Annotated in this window: 16 protein-coding genes and 1 tRNA gene; 4 read left to right on the plus strand and 13 right to left on the minus strand. The window is 58.4% G+C overall.

Annotated features, from left to right (window positions below; all coding sequences use genetic code 11):
• Window positions 1-96 precede the first annotated feature (96 nt).
• The 6 genes from WNZ14_RS12970 to WNZ14_RS12995 all read right to left on the minus strand — a co-directional run bounded on the left by WNZ14_RS12970 (window position 97) and on the right by WNZ14_RS12995 (window position 4,661).
• Window positions 97-576: a DUF1203 domain-containing protein gene (locus WNZ14_RS12970; RefSeq protein WP_342869069.1), complete on the minus strand. Its 480-nt coding sequence runs from the start codon at window positions 574-576 to the stop codon at window positions 97-99.
• A 66-nt stretch (window positions 577-642) separates the two neighbouring features.
• The gene (locus WNZ14_RS12975) at window positions 643-1,224 is read right to left on the minus strand and encodes a GNAT family N-acetyltransferase (protein ID WP_342869070.1); all 582 of its coding nucleotides are present in this window, start codon (window positions 1,222-1,224) and stop codon (window positions 643-645) included.
• 1 nt (window position 1,225) lies between these two features.
• Window positions 1,226-2,089, minus strand: coding sequence for a 3-mercaptopyruvate sulfurtransferase (gene sseA / locus WNZ14_RS12980; protein WP_342869071.1), 864 nt, complete (start codon window positions 2,087-2,089; stop codon window positions 1,226-1,228).
• A gap of 158 nt (window positions 2,090-2,247) precedes the next feature.
• Window positions 2,248-2,577, minus strand: a complete 330-nt coding sequence (locus WNZ14_RS12985) for a hypothetical protein (RefSeq protein WP_342869072.1) — start codon at window positions 2,575-2,577, stop codon at window positions 2,248-2,250.
• A 315-nt stretch (window positions 2,578-2,892) separates the two neighbouring features.
• Window positions 2,893-3,618 carry an alanyl-tRNA editing protein gene (locus WNZ14_RS12990; RefSeq protein ID WP_342869073.1) on the minus strand — a complete coding sequence of 242 codons (726 nt, stop codon included), beginning with the start codon at window positions 3,616-3,618 and terminating at the stop codon, window positions 2,893-2,895.
• Between the two features lie 5 nt (window positions 3,619-3,623).
• The gene (locus WNZ14_RS12995) at window positions 3,624-4,661 is read right to left on the minus strand and encodes a cysteine synthase A (RefSeq protein ID WP_342869074.1); all 1,038 of its coding nucleotides are present in this window, start codon (window positions 4,659-4,661) and stop codon (window positions 3,624-3,626) included.
• Here WNZ14_RS12995 and WNZ14_RS13000 point away from each other — a divergent pair.
• The 3 genes from WNZ14_RS13000 to WNZ14_RS13010 all read left to right on the plus strand — a co-directional run bounded on the left by WNZ14_RS13000 (window position 4,651) and on the right by WNZ14_RS13010 (window position 6,464).
• On the plus strand, window positions 4,651-4,926 hold the full coding sequence (locus WNZ14_RS13000; RefSeq protein WP_342869075.1) for a hypothetical protein: 276 nt from the start codon (window positions 4,651-4,653) through the stop codon (window positions 4,924-4,926). The genes WNZ14_RS12995 and WNZ14_RS13000 overlap by 11 nt on opposite strands.
• A gap of 6 nt (window positions 4,927-4,932) precedes the next feature.
• Entirely contained in the window at window positions 4,933-5,577 is a 645-nt protein-coding gene (locus tag WNZ14_RS13005) for a ChrR family anti-sigma-E factor (protein WP_342869076.1), read from the plus strand.
• Window positions 5,578-5,660: 83 nt separating this feature from the next.
• Window positions 5,661-6,464, plus strand: coding sequence for an SDR family NAD(P)-dependent oxidoreductase (locus WNZ14_RS13010; RefSeq protein WP_342869077.1), 804 nt, complete (start codon window positions 5,661-5,663; stop codon window positions 6,462-6,464).
• Window positions 6,465-6,474: 10 nt separating this feature from the next.
• Here WNZ14_RS13010 and WNZ14_RS13015 read toward each other — a convergent pair whose 3' ends face one another.
• The 7 genes from WNZ14_RS13015 to WNZ14_RS13045 all read right to left on the minus strand — a co-directional run bounded on the left by WNZ14_RS13015 (window position 6,475) and on the right by WNZ14_RS13045 (window position 14,393).
• Window positions 6,475-7,839 (minus strand): MFS transporter, encoded by a 1,365-nt coding sequence (locus WNZ14_RS13015; protein WP_342869078.1) that lies wholly within the window; start codon window positions 7,837-7,839, stop codon window positions 6,475-6,477.
• A gap of 139 nt (window positions 7,840-7,978) precedes the next feature.
• Window positions 7,979-8,941: a YihY/virulence factor BrkB family protein gene (locus WNZ14_RS13020; RefSeq protein ID WP_342869079.1), complete on the minus strand. Its 963-nt coding sequence runs from the start codon at window positions 8,939-8,941 to the stop codon at window positions 7,979-7,981.
• Window positions 8,942-9,198: 257 nt separating this feature from the next.
• Window positions 9,199-10,449 (minus strand): cyclopropane-fatty-acyl-phospholipid synthase family protein, encoded by a 1,251-nt coding sequence (locus WNZ14_RS13025; RefSeq protein ID WP_342869080.1) that lies wholly within the window; start codon window positions 10,447-10,449, stop codon window positions 9,199-9,201.
• 34 nt (window positions 10,450-10,483) lie between these two features.
• Window positions 10,484-11,314, minus strand: a complete 831-nt coding sequence (locus tag WNZ14_RS13030; protein ID WP_342869081.1) for a DUF1365 domain-containing protein — start codon at window positions 11,312-11,314, stop codon at window positions 10,484-10,486.
• Between the two features lie 26 nt (window positions 11,315-11,340).
• Window positions 11,341-12,681 (minus strand): FAD-dependent oxidoreductase, encoded by a 1,341-nt coding sequence (locus WNZ14_RS13035; protein ID WP_342869082.1) that lies wholly within the window; start codon window positions 12,679-12,681, stop codon window positions 11,341-11,343.
• Window positions 12,678-14,138, minus strand: coding sequence for a deoxyribodipyrimidine photo-lyase (locus tag WNZ14_RS13040; RefSeq protein ID WP_342869083.1), 1,461 nt, complete (start codon window positions 14,136-14,138; stop codon window positions 12,678-12,680). The genes WNZ14_RS13035 and WNZ14_RS13040 overlap by 4 nt, the downstream gene beginning before the upstream one ends.
• Window positions 14,139-14,318: 180 nt before the next feature.
• Window positions 14,319-14,393: transfer RNA gene (locus WNZ14_RS13045), tRNA-Asn, on the minus strand.
• Window positions 14,394-14,564: 171 nt separating this feature from the next.
• Here WNZ14_RS13045 and WNZ14_RS13050 point away from each other — a divergent pair.
• Window positions 14,565-14,891: a hypothetical protein gene (locus tag WNZ14_RS13050; protein ID WP_342869084.1), complete on the plus strand. Its 327-nt coding sequence runs from the start codon at window positions 14,565-14,567 to the stop codon at window positions 14,889-14,891.

A 14,891-nucleotide genomic window follows, 5' to 3' on the forward strand; every position in this document is an offset into this window, starting at 1 on the left:
GCCTGCAGCCAACAAGCTCCGTGGGCTCGTCCACAAGCCCGACCCGTCCGCATCAAATCATGCGGGCGGGTTTTTCGTTTGGGTGCCCTGCCAGCGTTAGGCGGTTTCTGCCCGTACCGCCTTGCAGTGATAGCAATTGTTGCGCGACGAGCGGATGTGGACGGCTTCAACGCCAGGACTTGTCAGGAGCTCTTCCAGCCGGGCCTCTATCTCAGACAGTTTGACGACGCCGCCGGTGCCATAGATCGTCCTCTGATCGGCGTCGTAGCCGCGCAGGATATAGTCCGGGCTTTGCAGAAACGCAGGCAGCTGATCCTGCTCGATGGGCGCGGGCGTGCAGAGATCGGCGTGAAGGAACACCGGTCCGGTTTCGGCATAGGCATGGGTTGCGGTGAAGGGGCGCCATGCCGCAATCAGATAGGGTTCACCCTTGCCAACCATCTGCATGCAACAGCGGCATGGAACGCCGGTTCCATCGGAAATCCGCCGTTCCGGCGCATTGCCGTTGGCATCCGCTCCACCGCTGCGCAAATGCTCGGCGGTAGCCTTGTCCATGGGTTCAAACTTGATGTGCATGAGTATCCTCGCTTGCTTGGTTAAGCAGCGAGTTAGCCCGGCCTGTTAGATCGCCGCCACCCGATTTCAGTCGGCGGTGTCACTTCCGGCTTTCATCAATGCCAGAATTTCCTCATCTGCCAGCGGCCGGATGATGGCCTGGTTTTGGCTCACCGGTTCGAAGCCCATCTTCTGATAGAGCGGCAAGGCGGCGGGGTGGTCCAGCGTATTGGTTGATACGATGACGCGGGCTGGTGTGGTTGACCAGGCGGTCGTTACGGCCTGCCCAAGCATCCATTCACCGAGGCCACGTTTGCGCACATGCTCCATCAGGCCGAAATAGGAGAGCTCCACGGTCGAATCATCGAGGTCGGCCAGTTCAAAGAACCCGGCCGGAGCGCCATCGACGCTGAGCACGAAAATGCGTGTGGTTTTTGCATGCACGATGACGGAAAGATGGTCATCACTCATGCGCAGGCGTGCGACCCAGTGCCATTCCTGGCCAACCTGCCACTGGAGATAGCGATAAAAATGCAGGGGTATGTCTGTTGCCTTCATCAAGGTCGCATGCAGATTGACGGGCAGGGGCGCGATCGCGCGAGGCCTGCGTTTCATCTCAAGGTGCGTGACAGTTGCCTTGAGCGATTTTGGTTTTGCTGACTTGGCCATCTCAGGCCTCTCCCGTGACAATAGGGGTGTCCTCGCGGCCGCCCCACTCGGACCACGAGCCATCGTAGAGCGTATTGTCGTGGTGGCCGGTTGATTGCAGAGCAAGGGTGATCACCGCCGCAGTCACACCGGATCCGCAACTTGTCACCACTGGTTTGTCGAGATCGAGCCCGGATGCTTCAAGTGCTGCGCGCAGGTCCTTGATGGGTTTGAGCTTTCCGCCCTCGGTCAATGTGGAGAACGGAACATTGCGTGCTCCCGGCATATGGCCGGAGCGCATGCCCTGGCGCGGTTCAGCTTCGACCCCGGTGAAACGACCGGGTCCGCGGGCATCGGCGATCTGCGAGGTTTGAGTGTCGACGATAGAGCGCATGGCGTCAAAATCGGTAATCGCCTGCAAGTTGAGAGTGGCATTGAACTCAGCGGGTTCAGGCGTTGCCGGTTCGCCGGTTTGGGTTGGCAGCCCTTCTGCCTTCCAGGTATCGAAACCGCCGTTGAGCACGTATGTGTTGCCTGCGCCAAAGATCCGCAGCAGCCACCAGACGCGGGGCGCCGTGAACATGCCGGGGCCGTCATAGACCACGATGGTGTCGGTTTCAGAAAGCCCAAGCTCTCCTGCTGCGCGGGCGAAATCGGCTTCATCCGGAATAGTATGTGGCAGGTTTGATCCCGGAGCGACGATCTTGTCCTGATCGAAGAACACCGCGCCAGGAATACGCGAAGCTGCAAATTCCGCAGCGCCGTTGCGGTTCTGGGCGGGCAGATACCATGAGGCGTCAACAATCTTCAGGCCTGGCTCATTGAGCCGGCTCTTCAGCCATTCGAACGAAACCACGAACGGACTTTGATCGGGTGAAGTGGTCATGCAGCAATCCTCATATGCGGGGCCGGGCCTGACATTGATGAATCTACTGCCCGGACCGCATGTTATGCGATGGCAATGGCTTGCGGCAATGAGGCAGGCCGACTTTACAGACAAAAACGGGCCGGTAACCGGCCCGTTCAAATCGAGATTCTACTGACTTAGTAGATTGATGTGGGGTAGTAGTTTTTCGCCTCGTCAAACTGGACCGCAGTCGTTTGCGTGGCGATGTCGTCAGCGTCATGATCGTTTTCGGTCGTCTCGTTTGTTCCCAGGAGCTTCAGGGCTGTTTCGCTTTCGCCGGCAGCTTCGTTCTGGTTCGCTCCGGCTTCGCGGGGACCCATTCCACCGACCGGGGGCGATGGCGGACCGTCCGGACGATTGCCCGCGGTCTTTACGCTTGGGTCCGTGGCGAGAAACGCGCTGACACGGTCTGACACAGTACGTCCGGCGTCAGCCTGGACAACGGTCTCTGTCTTGGGCGCAGGCAATTTGTTGCTGTTTCCCAGGGCGGGTGCGGGCACAACGCTCGGGACCATTGCGGAAACCGGGTAGGTAATGGCTTGAATGGAAGGCATCGGGTTGCTTTGCAAAGTTCGGTGCGAAGCCCCTAAAGGCTTCGATCACAGCGTGTATTTTAGACCGCCGGGCGCACGAAGCCCCCGGTTACAGGTCAATCTCTACGCTGATCCCTTTAACGAGCCGTCAAACAGAATCATAAAAATGTATGGATCGCTACTGATCACCACCTGCCAGCGACACCCGGCTTGCTGGCTTCAACCGGGATACGTCAAATCGCCGGGTGATCAGGCGGGCAGTGGTCCGAAACGGATGCGGAAGCGGCGGTTTTCCTTGCCCTTCTTTTCGATCTTGCCGATGTGGATTTCACCGACTTCAGCGGTTTCACCAACATGGGTCCCGCCGCACGGCTGGCTGTCGATCGATGAGCCTTCGCCGATGCAGACCAGGCGAATCCGGCCCTGTCCGCTTGGAGGGCGCACGTTCTTGGATTTGACCAGATCCGGGTTGGCTCTAAGTTCCTCTTCCGAGATCCATTGATTGAAGATCGGATGGTTGGCTTTGACCAGCTCCATCAGCTTTGCCGTCACCTCGGCCTTGTCGATGGTGTCGGTCATGTCGAAGTCGATCCGGCTGTCGGTCTCGCTGACTGCAGCCCCGGTTATAGGATAGGGGCAGACCACCGAGAGCAGGTGGCAGGCGGTGTGCATGCGCATCAGATTGTAGCGTCTGTCCCAGTCGATGTGCTGCACGAGCTTTTCGCCAACTGCAGGGACCGACTGGCCTGGTGCCGGGACAAGAATGATCTCCGCCTTGGTGTCGCCAGTCACGGTGCCCGCGATCTGGATCTTGTCGCCGTTTTCGCGCTCGAGAAACCCGGTATCGCCGGGCTGGCCGCCGGATGTGGCATAAAAGCATGTCTGCTCGAGCAGTATGCCGCCATCTTCCCGGATGCCGGTGACAAGTGATTCAACGGTCGAGAGATAGGCGTCTTCAAGGAAAAGGGCGGTCATGGAACTCATTCACTCATGTAGGGGACGGAAATATCGCTCGTGCGGGTCAGCCATTCGGGAACCGGGAGATCCTTGGACGTCAGGAACTCGGGATTGAACAGCTTGGACTGATAGCGGTTGCCGTAATCGCAAAGGATGGTGACGATGGTGTGGCCCGGTCCCATCTCGCGGGCCATGCGGATGGCGCCGGCGACGTTGATGCCGGATGATCCGCCAAGGCAGAGTCCTTCATGTTCGAGAAGATCAAAGACCAGCGGAACTGCTTCCGAATCAGGAATGTTGAAGGACATGTCGGGCGTGAACCCTTCCAGATTGGCCGTGATGCGGCCTTGGCCGATGCCCTCGGTGATGGAGTTGCCGGAGGATTTCATCTCGCCGGTGGTGTAGTAGCTGTAAAGCGCTGCCCCATCGGGGTCGGCCAGGCCGATCTTCACCGATTTCGAGAAGCCTCGAAGGCCTTCAGCCACGCCGGCTAGCGTGCCGCCCGATCCGACGGCGCAGATGAAGCCGTCGACCTTGCCATCGGTATCGCGCCAGATTTCGGGAGCAGTTGTCTTCACGTGGGCACGACGGTTGGCGACGTTGTCGAACTGGTTTGCCCAGATCGCACCATTGGGGTCTGACTTTGCGAGCTGCTCTGCAAGCCGGCCTGACAGCCGGACGTAATTGTTGGGATTGCGGTAAGGTGCTGCCGGCACCTCGACCAGCTCGGCGCCGAGCAGCCGCAGCGCATCCTTCTTCTCCTGGCTCTGGGTCTCGGGGATGACGATGACGGTCTTGTAGCCCAGAGCGCAGGCGACCAGTGCCAGTCCGATCCCGGTGTTGCCGGCGGTTCCTTCGACAATGGTGCCGCCCGGGCGCAGCAGGCCCTTTTCTTCGGCGTCACGGATGATTTCCAGCGCAGCTCTGTCCTTGACCGACTGGCCCGGATTGAGAAACTCGGCCTTGCCAAGGATAGTGCAGCCTGTGGCTTCCGACGCAGCGTTGAGTCGGATGAGAGGCGTGTTGCCGATGGCGTCGAGAACGGAATTGATGGCTGGCATGATTTATCCTGTTATTGGCTGTGGGTGCACAGGCTTGGCGAGAGTATGCAGCCAGTTCTGGCTTCTCAAGCGTCTTGTTGCAAGAAACCTGTTCTCCCTGTCACACAGTACAAGGGAAAATTTGCCTTCAGATGGCAAAAATGAGAAATGGCATATTCCGGTGATCCGTATTGTTCAGTCAGGCGTAAAGAGTGACAATCGGATTAGACAGAAACGGATGTTCGTTCGTCAGATCGAAGTCGTCGTTGAAAATTTGGAAAGCTGAAAACGCATGGTGCGTGAACACATCGATACCATCGACTCGCTGCTTGCCCGGTATGTCGCCGGTACCCTTCCTGCGCCCGCGCGGGTGCTGGTAGAGGCTCATCTGGAGTTGAAGGCCGAGAACAGGATCAAGGTTGCCAATCTTGAAGCCATGGCCGGTCTTGAATTGATGGCGACTGACCCGGTGGCACTTGAAAACCGTGATGCGATGCTGGCAGCGGTGCTTGCATCGAAATCTCCGGAAGCAATTGCTCCGGTGAGCACTGGCGAGAACCGGATCTTCCCCAAGGCGCTTTATGATTTTGTCGGCTTTGATGCCGGTGACGTGCCGTGGCGTACGCGCATGCCCGGTTTCAAGGAATATGACCTTGGCGACATCGAGGGATGCCATGTCAACCTTTTCTGGATCAAGCCGGGCCGCACCGTGCCTGCCCATACCCATGAGGGCAGTGAATTGTCTCTCGTGCTTGATGGAGCATTCAGCGATGCGCGCGGTCACTATGGCCGCGGCGATATCTCGGTTGCCGATGACAGCGTCGATCACCGTCCGAGTGCTGACAAGGGGCGTCCCTGCATAGGGCTTGCTGTCATGGATGCGCCCTTGAAGCTGACCGGCTCATTCCGGCAGTTGATTGGCGACATCATCGGCTAGCGCCGTCTTCTTCAGGCAGATTGAACCAACAGGCCGTCTGGAACGTAGTAGGTTCCAGACGGCCTTTTTGATTGGAGACATGCATGACCACGTTTACAGCCACGCCATCAGATGGAGCAGCCTGGGTGACTGGCGCCTCAAGCGGGATAGGCCGGGCCTTGGCGTTGGATCTGGCGGGCGAGGGGTTCACGGTTTACGCCACGGCGCGAAGTGAAGATGAACTGGCCGAGCTTGCGGGCGAGTCAACCGGTCTGAAGGGCCGGATCGTCGCCGCTCCCGGTGACGTGACGGATATGGATGCGATGGCGGCGATTGCCGCGCGCATTGATGCTGATGGAAACGGTCTGGCGCTGGCGGTGTTCAATGCCGGGGTCTATCTGCCGGTCCATGGCGAGACGCTGAAGGTTTCGGACTTTGACAAGACATTTGCGGTCAACCTGTCGGGCGTGGTCAGGGGACTGGTTCCTTCGATCGATCTTATGAAAGCACGCGGACGCGGTCAGATCGCCATCGTCTCATCGGTCACCGGCTACGGCGGGATGCCGACAAGTGCGGCCTATGGTGCAACCAAGGCAGCACTGATCAACATGGCCGAAAGCCTCAAGTTCGACCTCGACAAGTTCGGTGTACGGATCCAGGTGATCAATCCGGGATTTGTCGATACGCCTGCCACTGCAGACAATGCGTTTGAAATGCCCGCTCTGATACAGCCGGAAGAAGCGGCAAAGCGCATAGCCCAGGGGCTGAAGTCAGGGTCTTTCGAGATCACTTTCCCGCGCCGGTTCACCTATGTGCTCAAGGCGCTGCAGTTTCTTCCCTATCCGGCCTATTTCTGGCTGATGAATGCCGCAACGGGATGGAAAAAGCGACCGCTTGAAACCGGCTGATCGGGTTCAATCAGCTCGCTTCAATGCGGCTGCGAAGGGATTTCTGCGCTGCCTCGTCCAGCGGGAAATTCCACATGATTGCAATGCTGGCAAGCTTGAATGCGATCGGAATCCAGGCATAGGCAATTGCCAGAGCCATCAATCCCTTGCCGGAACCGCTGCCCGCAGCCGGATCAAAACCAAAGGCTGCCAGGGCTGGGAAAACCACACCAACGCCACCGGCAAGCGAGAGTTTGGTGGCGAGGCTCCAGGCGGCGAAATAAGTGCCTGAGCGCTGCTCGCCAGAGGCTGCAGTATCCACATCAATGACATCGGCCTGAATGGCCGGCGGTATGCTGAGATCAAAGCCCAAGAGCAGACCCGTCACGGCGCAGATTACGGCGAACGCGATCAGGCTGCCCTCGGGCAGAAGCGGCGCGGGCGCAAACGCGACACATGCAGCGAGCATGGCATAGCACCAGGCCCTGTGCTTTCCGAAGCGCCGCGCCGCCCACGTTGCCAATGGCACGCCGGCGATGGCACAGAGAAAATAGAAGAACAGTAAGGGACCACGGGCGTCTGGCAGACCCAAACGCGCCGAGACGAAATACAAAAACAGCGTAGCAGGAATGCCGTTTGCCAGTCCGTTGAGAAAGAACGCCACGATCAGGCGAACGAAGGGCCGATTGCCGATGAGGTGTGACAGCCCTGATTTCAGATTGACCCGCATGCGTGAGTGCTCTGCCGGTTCCGGCGTTGAGAAAACCGCCACTGCGCCAAGCAGAGGCAAAGCGACCAGAACGACGAGGCCGAGCACCGCCAGGCCATGCAGTCCTTCGGCCTGATCAAATCCGATCGTAAAAGGCAGGCCGATGGCAATCAGGGTTCCGACCAGGGTCAGTCCCTCGCGCCAGGCGGTGATCCGCGACCTGCCATGATAATCGGTTGCCAGTTCAGCGCCCCAAGCGGAAAACGGGATCAGCGCTGCTGTGTAGCCCAGTGACAACATCAGCCCCCACGCTGCAAGCCACAGGACGGTCGCGTCAACCGGCGGCCAGAACAGCATGAAGGCCGCAAGAGCCGTCAGCGGCAGGCTTAAGGCAAACAGCGAGCGGCGGCGGCCGAAGCGAGGTCGGAACCGGTCTGCCGCCCAGCCGATCAGAGGGTCATTGACGGCGTCAAAAATCCGAACCAGCAGCAAGGCAAAGCCCACAGAGGCCAGGGAGAGACCGAGTGTTTCCGTGTAGAACGTCGGAACCAGCACATAGAGCGGCAGCGTCAACGCAGCCAGCGGAATGGCTGGCAGCGCATAGGCTATGATCTGGGAAAGGGCCAACCCCGGCTCGGGCGCGGACCGTGTGCTGGTGGGGGCAGCGACGTTGCTTGGTGTTGTCACAGGTACATCCGGGGAAGGGCGTCATCCAGCAATGCGCGGGACTGGCTATGTTGCGTTTGACCATGTCTACGCAGCGGCGGGCCCACTGGTTCACCGCCGTTGCGGTTGCTGGCAAGCGGATCAGCCATCCGGGCCATGCCTAGTCCGGCAGGGTATCGGCGACAAATGCACCGCGTTCACCGATGGGCTGTGGATGACCAGCGGTGGAATCCACAGCCGTCTGGTGCTCGAGCTCCGCGTTGAACCTCGCGCCCAAAATGAGAATGACGATAGATACCCACATCCAGACCAGCGAGGCGATCAGCGCGCCAAGCGTGCCGTAGGTGGCGTTGTAATCGGCATATCGCTCCAGATAGACTGAAAAGAGGATGGAGCTGATCCACCAGGTGCCGGTCGCAACGACCGCGCCCCAACTGAGCCATCGCAGCTTGGCTTTTTCCCGGCTTGGTCCAAAGCGATAAAGCAGCGATATTCCAACCGAGATTACCAGAAGCAGGATCGGCCATCGTGTCAGTTTGACGATCGTATCGGACCATTGACTGAGCTGAAGGAGCGAGAGCACGGCCGGGACCACCGCGATCCCGGTGATCAAGCTGATCGCCATCACGAATGCGCCGAGAGTGAAGGCGAGGGTGATCAGGTTGAGCATGACGAAGCTGCGCTTCTCCGTCTCGCCATAGGCAACGTTCATGACTTGAAACAGTGCCTTGATCCCATTGTTCGCGCTCCAGAATGCGATGGCCAGACCGGCAACGAACGCCAGCCCCTGTGCGGAGGTTTTCTGTGTCGCCAGGGACTGCAACTGACCTGAAACAATCTTCAGGAAATCGGACGGAACGACCGTGGACAGGAACTCGATCTGGTCGTTGATATCGGCGGGATCAGCCACGAAGCCATACATGGCGACCATGACCGCAAGCGCTGGAAACACTGCCAGCAAGAGATAATAGGTAACTCCCGCAGCGACCAGGCTGACCCGCTCATCACTGAATATGGCTGCCGTGCGTTTCAAGACCTGCCAAAGCCCCTTGCGGGGGATCTCGCCGGGTGTTGTTGCGTCGCGACCCAATTCACTTTGCTCGGGTGCTTCTCCTGAACTCAAACCTTTCCTCCATTCTACGACTGGCTGCGCCTCGTCACACTGGTGCCGCTGATCGGGGGCCCGGTAGATCGGTTTGCGATCCGCCGTTGCCTTGGACTGCTTGGATCAAATAGTCGGCGGACACAAGCGACGGCGTCGAAGGAACAGGAGGCGGCATCACGGCCCTGTTTCAAAAACCTGTGGCTATTTGGTCCGACCTGCCCCCTCAGGGACTGGTTTCTTCGGCCCACGCGCCTGGGACGAGTGGCATGACCAGGTCAGCTGTAAACCACCTGCCGGACATTGATGTGCCCGGAGCGGAAGCCGGCTTCGCAATAATACATGTAGAATTCCCAAAGCCGCTTGAATCGGAGATCGAACCCCATCGGCTCGACTTCGTCCCAGGCATCCCAGAACCGCTGTCGCCATTCGGCGAGCGTGCGGCCATAGTCGGGACCGAAGGCGCGATGTCCGACCATCTCGAGACCTGCGGTTTCGCCCAGCGATTTGAGATGGTTTTCGGTCGGCAGCATGCCGCCTGGAAACACATAGCGCTGGATGAAATCCGGATTGGCGCGATAGGTTTCATAGGCTTCAGGCTTGATGGTGATGATCTGCAATCCGGCACGACCGCCGGGCTTGAGACATTCACGCACCTTGGAGAAATAGGTCGGCCAGTATTTCTCGCCGACAGCCTCGAACATCTCGATCGAAACGACGCCGTCATACTTGCCGGTTTCGTCACGGTAATCCTGGAAGCGCAGGTCGACCTTGTCGGAAAGTCCGGCCTTTTCAATGCGCTCGCGGGCAAACGCCAGCTGCTCCCTGGAAATTGTCAGGCCGGTGACGTGGCAGCCGATTTCACTTGCGGCAAACTCTGCAAAGCCGCCCCAGCCACAGCCGATTTCAAGCACATGGTCGCCAGCCTTCAAACCTGCCGCCTGCGCCAGAGCCCGGTACTTGGCGGTCTGTGCACTGGCCAGATCATTGGCGCCATCATCGTATAGCGCCGACGAATAGGTCATCGTTTCATCAAGCCATTTCGAATAGAACTCGTTGCCGAGGTCATAATGGGCGGAGATGTTCTTTCTCGCCTGAGACCGTGAATTTGATCTCAGCCAGTGGCGAACCAGTTCGACAACACGAGCGAGACCGCGCGCTCCGCCTGCCAGGGTGTCACCAACTTCGACATTGACCAGAAACAACTCGAGAAACGCCGTCACGTCAGGGCTTTCCCAGTCGCCGTCGATATAGGATTCCGCCACGCCGATGGTCCCTGCGGTCAGGGCCCGGTGCGCGAGGTTCCAGTTGTGCAAAATCAGAGTTGCTTCGGGGCCTTCCGCCCTGCCTTCGATCAGCACGGTGCGGCCGTCGGGCATGCGGATCGACAGTCGCCCGTGCCCCATATGAAGAAGCCCGCGCAACGCCATCTTTGCCTTGACCGGCAGTCCACGCAAATAGGCAGAAAGGTTGTCTGTCGACAGCTTTTCGCCAGCTTCATGTTCATTCCAGGTGGCTTCAGTCTTCATGATTCAAGCCTCCTCCATCCCAAAAATGTTTCACTCATCGCGGTTTCGCCACCTGATGTTCCAGCTTTCCCTGATCGTGAAAGCTTGCACTCGGCGGCGGCGCCGGGCGCGGCACATAACGCACCCCCTTGAGCCACAATCTGAGTGCCTCGAAGTGGATGCCTCCCACAATCTTCCACGTCAAAAGTGGAATCTGCAAGAGGCAGCCGAGAATTGACCCTGTCGCAAGGTTGCGCCTTTCGCCATTGTAGGTGGCCGCAAGCAGGGGGCCAGACGGGTCGGTTTCCAGAATACGCCACTTCAACTGCTCACCCGGCACATTCATCCGGAAATTGTACCTGGCTTCCATTTCGACAAACGGTGAAACGTAGAAAAGCTTCGAGCGGCTCTGGCGAATGCCTGCAGGGGTCAGGTCTCCCGCTTCAATCTTGCAGACATAGGTGTGGTTCTCGCCGAAGGTGTTTCGGACCTCGTAGACCAGCGCCAACGGATGTCCGTTGCCGTCATAGGCATAGTAGACCGACAGCGGGTTAAACACCTGGCCGAAAATGCGCGGATAGCAGGCCAGCTCAACGCGGGCAGCCGGCTGATCAAGCCCCGCTTCCTTGAGCAAGGCATCGATATGGGCGCGCAGTGAAGATTGTTCTGCGCCACGCAAATGGTCGGATTCGTGAAACGACATCACATTGGCACGGTTTACCGAGAACAGCTTTGAGAGGCCATCAGCTTCCTCGAGGCGGTCTAGATCAACCAGAATCGAATAGACCCTGTAGCGAAACCGGTGGCCGACGGGCTTCATGCGCTGATGCATGACGTCGCCGGCATAGAGGCTGGCCGGTGCGCCGAGAGGTTTTGCAGCTTTCATTGAAATTCTTGCACTCGCATTCATGCTCAGGCCGTCACTTTCGCGCTTTGGCCGGTGTTGGTGCGCCATGGTAGGACGGCGCCGAGCGCTTCTGCAACTTTGATTCCGGATGTCAGTCCGTCCTCATGAAAGCCGTACCCTGTCCAGGCCCCTGCGAAATAGGTGTTGTTGTCGCCCTGGATCTGGCTGAGCCTCGCCTGAACCTCCATCGCATCTGATCCGAATTGGGGATGATCATAGCTGTACTCGCCAAAAACCAGTTCCGGTCGAGGTTCACGGTCGGGATTGAGGGTTACGAACAAGGGCATTGAGGGATGAATGCCTTGCAGCCGGTTCATCCAGTAGGAGACAGCGACATTTGCATCGCTGCGCTGATCGGACGAGCGCAGATAGTTCCAGGATGCCCAGACCTTCTTGCGGGTGGGCATCAGGCGCTCATCGCGGTGCAGTATCACCCGGTTGGGGCTGTAGGGAATGGCGTTCAGGATTGACTGTTCCTGTTCGGTCGGCCGATCGAGAATTCGCAATGCCTGATCCGTGTGGCAGGCGAGGACAATTCGGTCGTAGGATTTCGTGGCTCCTGTGGTGTCGAGAATATCGACGCCTTCGGCGCTTCTGCGCACCGACACGACACCTGCATCCAGGTGAACCCGGTCACCGAGCGGTTCCAGCAGCTTGGTGAGATAATTACGGCTTCCACCGGTCACTGTGCGCCATGTTGGCCGCTCCAGATAAATCAGGCGGTGGTTTTCAAAGAAATTGACGAAATAGGTGGCAGGGAACTCCATCATCCGCTTGGCTGGCGTTGACCAGATCGCGGCAGCCATGGGCACCAGGTAATTGTTCATGAAGCCAGGCGAGAAACCGCGCCAGTTGAGGTAGTCACCGATCGAGCGCGCGGCCAGATGTCCGGCGGCGCGGTCCTGCAGGCAGATCTTGTTGAAGCGGAGGATTTCACGCAGCATCAGCAGGAAGGACGGACGCAGAAGGTTACGCTTCTGGGCAAACAGGGTCCACAGATTGTCGCCACCCCATTCCAGCTTGCCGTGATCGAGCGAAAGCGCAAAGCTCATGTCACTGTCATGGGTCTTGACTGCTAGGTGGTCAAACAGCGCGGTCAGATTGGGATAGTTGAGTTCGTTGTAGACGATGAAGCCCGTATCTACCGAAATCGATGTGCCGTCATAGTTGATGTCGACCGTAGCGGTGTGTCCGCCGGGGCGTTTTTCAGCCTCATAGAGTGTTACATCGTGCACGTCACGCAATGCCCAGGCAGCCGACGCGCCCGAGATGCCGGATCCGATGACGGCCACTTTCAAGCGTTCAGGACCGCTGGTGTCTGGCAAAGGGGTCAAATGAACGTTCATGCGGCATCCTTGATCTGCTGGTAGGCGGCCAGTGCGCGGTCGCGCGCCAGCATATGATCTACAATCGGGTTAGGGTAGGTGTCGCCAAGGCGAACGCCAGCTTCTTCCAGCACCTTCTGGGGCGCATTCCACGGTTTGTGGATGAATTTGGATGGCATTTTTTCCAGTTCGGGAACAAATGTGCGGACATAATCGCCGTCAGGGTCAAACTTCTCGCCCTGCAGCACTGGATTGAAAATCCGGAAATATGGAGCTGCATCCGCCCCGGAGCCGGCCACCCATTGCCAACTCGCGGCATTGGACGCGGGATCGGCGTCCACCAATGTGTCCCAGAACCAGTCTTCGCCCTTGCGCCAGTCAATCATCAGATGCTTGGTGAGAAAGGAGGCGACGACCATACGTACCCGATTGTGCATCCAGCCGGTCTGCCACAGCTGCCGCATGCCCGCATCAACCACAGGGTAGCCGGTGAGCCCTTTCTGCCAGGACGCGAGCGCCTTGGAATCGTTCAGCCAGGGGAACTCATCGAATTTCGGATTATGATTCTTTTCCGCCAGCCGTGGTTCGTTGGCGAGCAGATGCCATGAAAACTCACGCCACCCGACTTCCTTGCGAAATTTGCTGCGGTCGTCCGGTGCTGCATCGTTGTCAGTGCCCTTCAGCGCCTCAAAGATCTGAGCCGGGGTGATTTCGCCGTTGGCAAGGTGTGGCGAAAGCCCGGAAGTGGCATCGACACCGGGAATATCGCGGTGTTCGGAATACCCACGCATGCGGTTTTCGAGGAAGTCGGCAAGTCGCTCATGGGCGCCATGCTCGCCCGGAGTCCAAGCTTCGGCGAGGCCGCCGGACCAATCGGGTTTAGTCGGCAGCAAGCCCCAACTGTCGAGATTTTCGCTGGGGATGTCGGATAATCCGGTAAATCCATAAAGAGATTGCGGCGCGTCGAGCGGCGGTCGGCTTTCCACATCCGGTTCAATTGCCCGCCAGAAAGGGCTGTAAACCTTGTAATGGGTGCCAGAACCGGTGCGCAGTCGGCTTGGTTCGTGCAGCAGTTGACCGGCGAAGCTCTCCGCGATGAAGCCATCTGTCTGGAGATCTGCCTTCAACGTCGAATCAGCCTGCATAAACGCAGGGTCATAACGCCGGTTCCAGTAGACAGACGATGCCCCGGTGGATTTGATCAGGTCTGCAATCAGATCAGCCGGATCTCCGCTGAGCAAAATCAGCGGTGCACCAAGCTGCTTGAGAGCATCAGACAGTCTGGAAAGGGAGTGATGCAGCCACCAGGCGCGCGCCGCGCCAAGCGGGCGAGCAGGGCTGTTTGATTCCCTGATGTAGATCGGAACAAGCGAACGGTGCTGACTTGCCGCAACCAGAGCCTCGTTATCCGCTATGCGCAAATCGTTGCGGAACCAGATGATCGCAGGATCTTTGAAATAGGGTGTGTCGCGTTCCATCCGAAGCATTTTTTCCGTTTAGGCGAAAGTCGCCGGGCCTTTTGAATGTCTCTTACGGATCTACGCAAAAGACGGATCAAAAGTTTCACGAAAAAATGCAGTCTTTTCATAGAATCGCTGCAGCTTTTGGAAAACATAAAAAAGGCCGCAACCCTCGAAAGGATGCGGCCTTTTCAAATCTGGCTCCCCGGGCCGGATTCGAACCAGCGACCGATCGATTAACAGTCGATTGCTCTACCACTGAGCTACCGGGGATCACTGCGTCAAGCAGCGTGTGGGGCCTATAACAAATGCCTCTCTGATTTGCCAAGCGGTTTTTGAAGAAAATGTGTCGATCTTGCGAAGTTGGCTGTCCAGACCCATCTGTTGGCGGTGACCAACAGGGCTTTTCAGGCCCGCGCAACGCCACAGGCAGATCCGGCGCCTATGCCCCAGAAACGGTTTTTCAATTTCAATGCGGGACGGGGCGAGATCCGGATCGGAACGAAGATTTTCCGGCTGCCACAGCGTGCCCCGGCGCGAATCGCTTTGGGCGGAGGGCTGGTTGTCGGAGGAATCTTTGGATTCCTGCCGGTGTTGGGCTTCTGGATGGTTCCGCTCGGCTTGCTGGTTCTCTCCCAGGATCTGCCGGTTGTACGCCGGTGGCGCCGGTCTTTCGTCGTCCGAATGGAAAGGCGCGGAGGAAAAAGGCGCCGGCGACAAGGCATGCGGGCAGCAAAGCCGAAGGAAGACAGCGTCGATATGGAAGATTAG

The sequence above is a fragment of the Hoeflea sp. AS60 genome, assembly GCF_038900115.1.
Classification (GTDB): domain Bacteria; phylum Pseudomonadota; class Alphaproteobacteria; order Rhizobiales; family Rhizobiaceae; genus Hoeflea.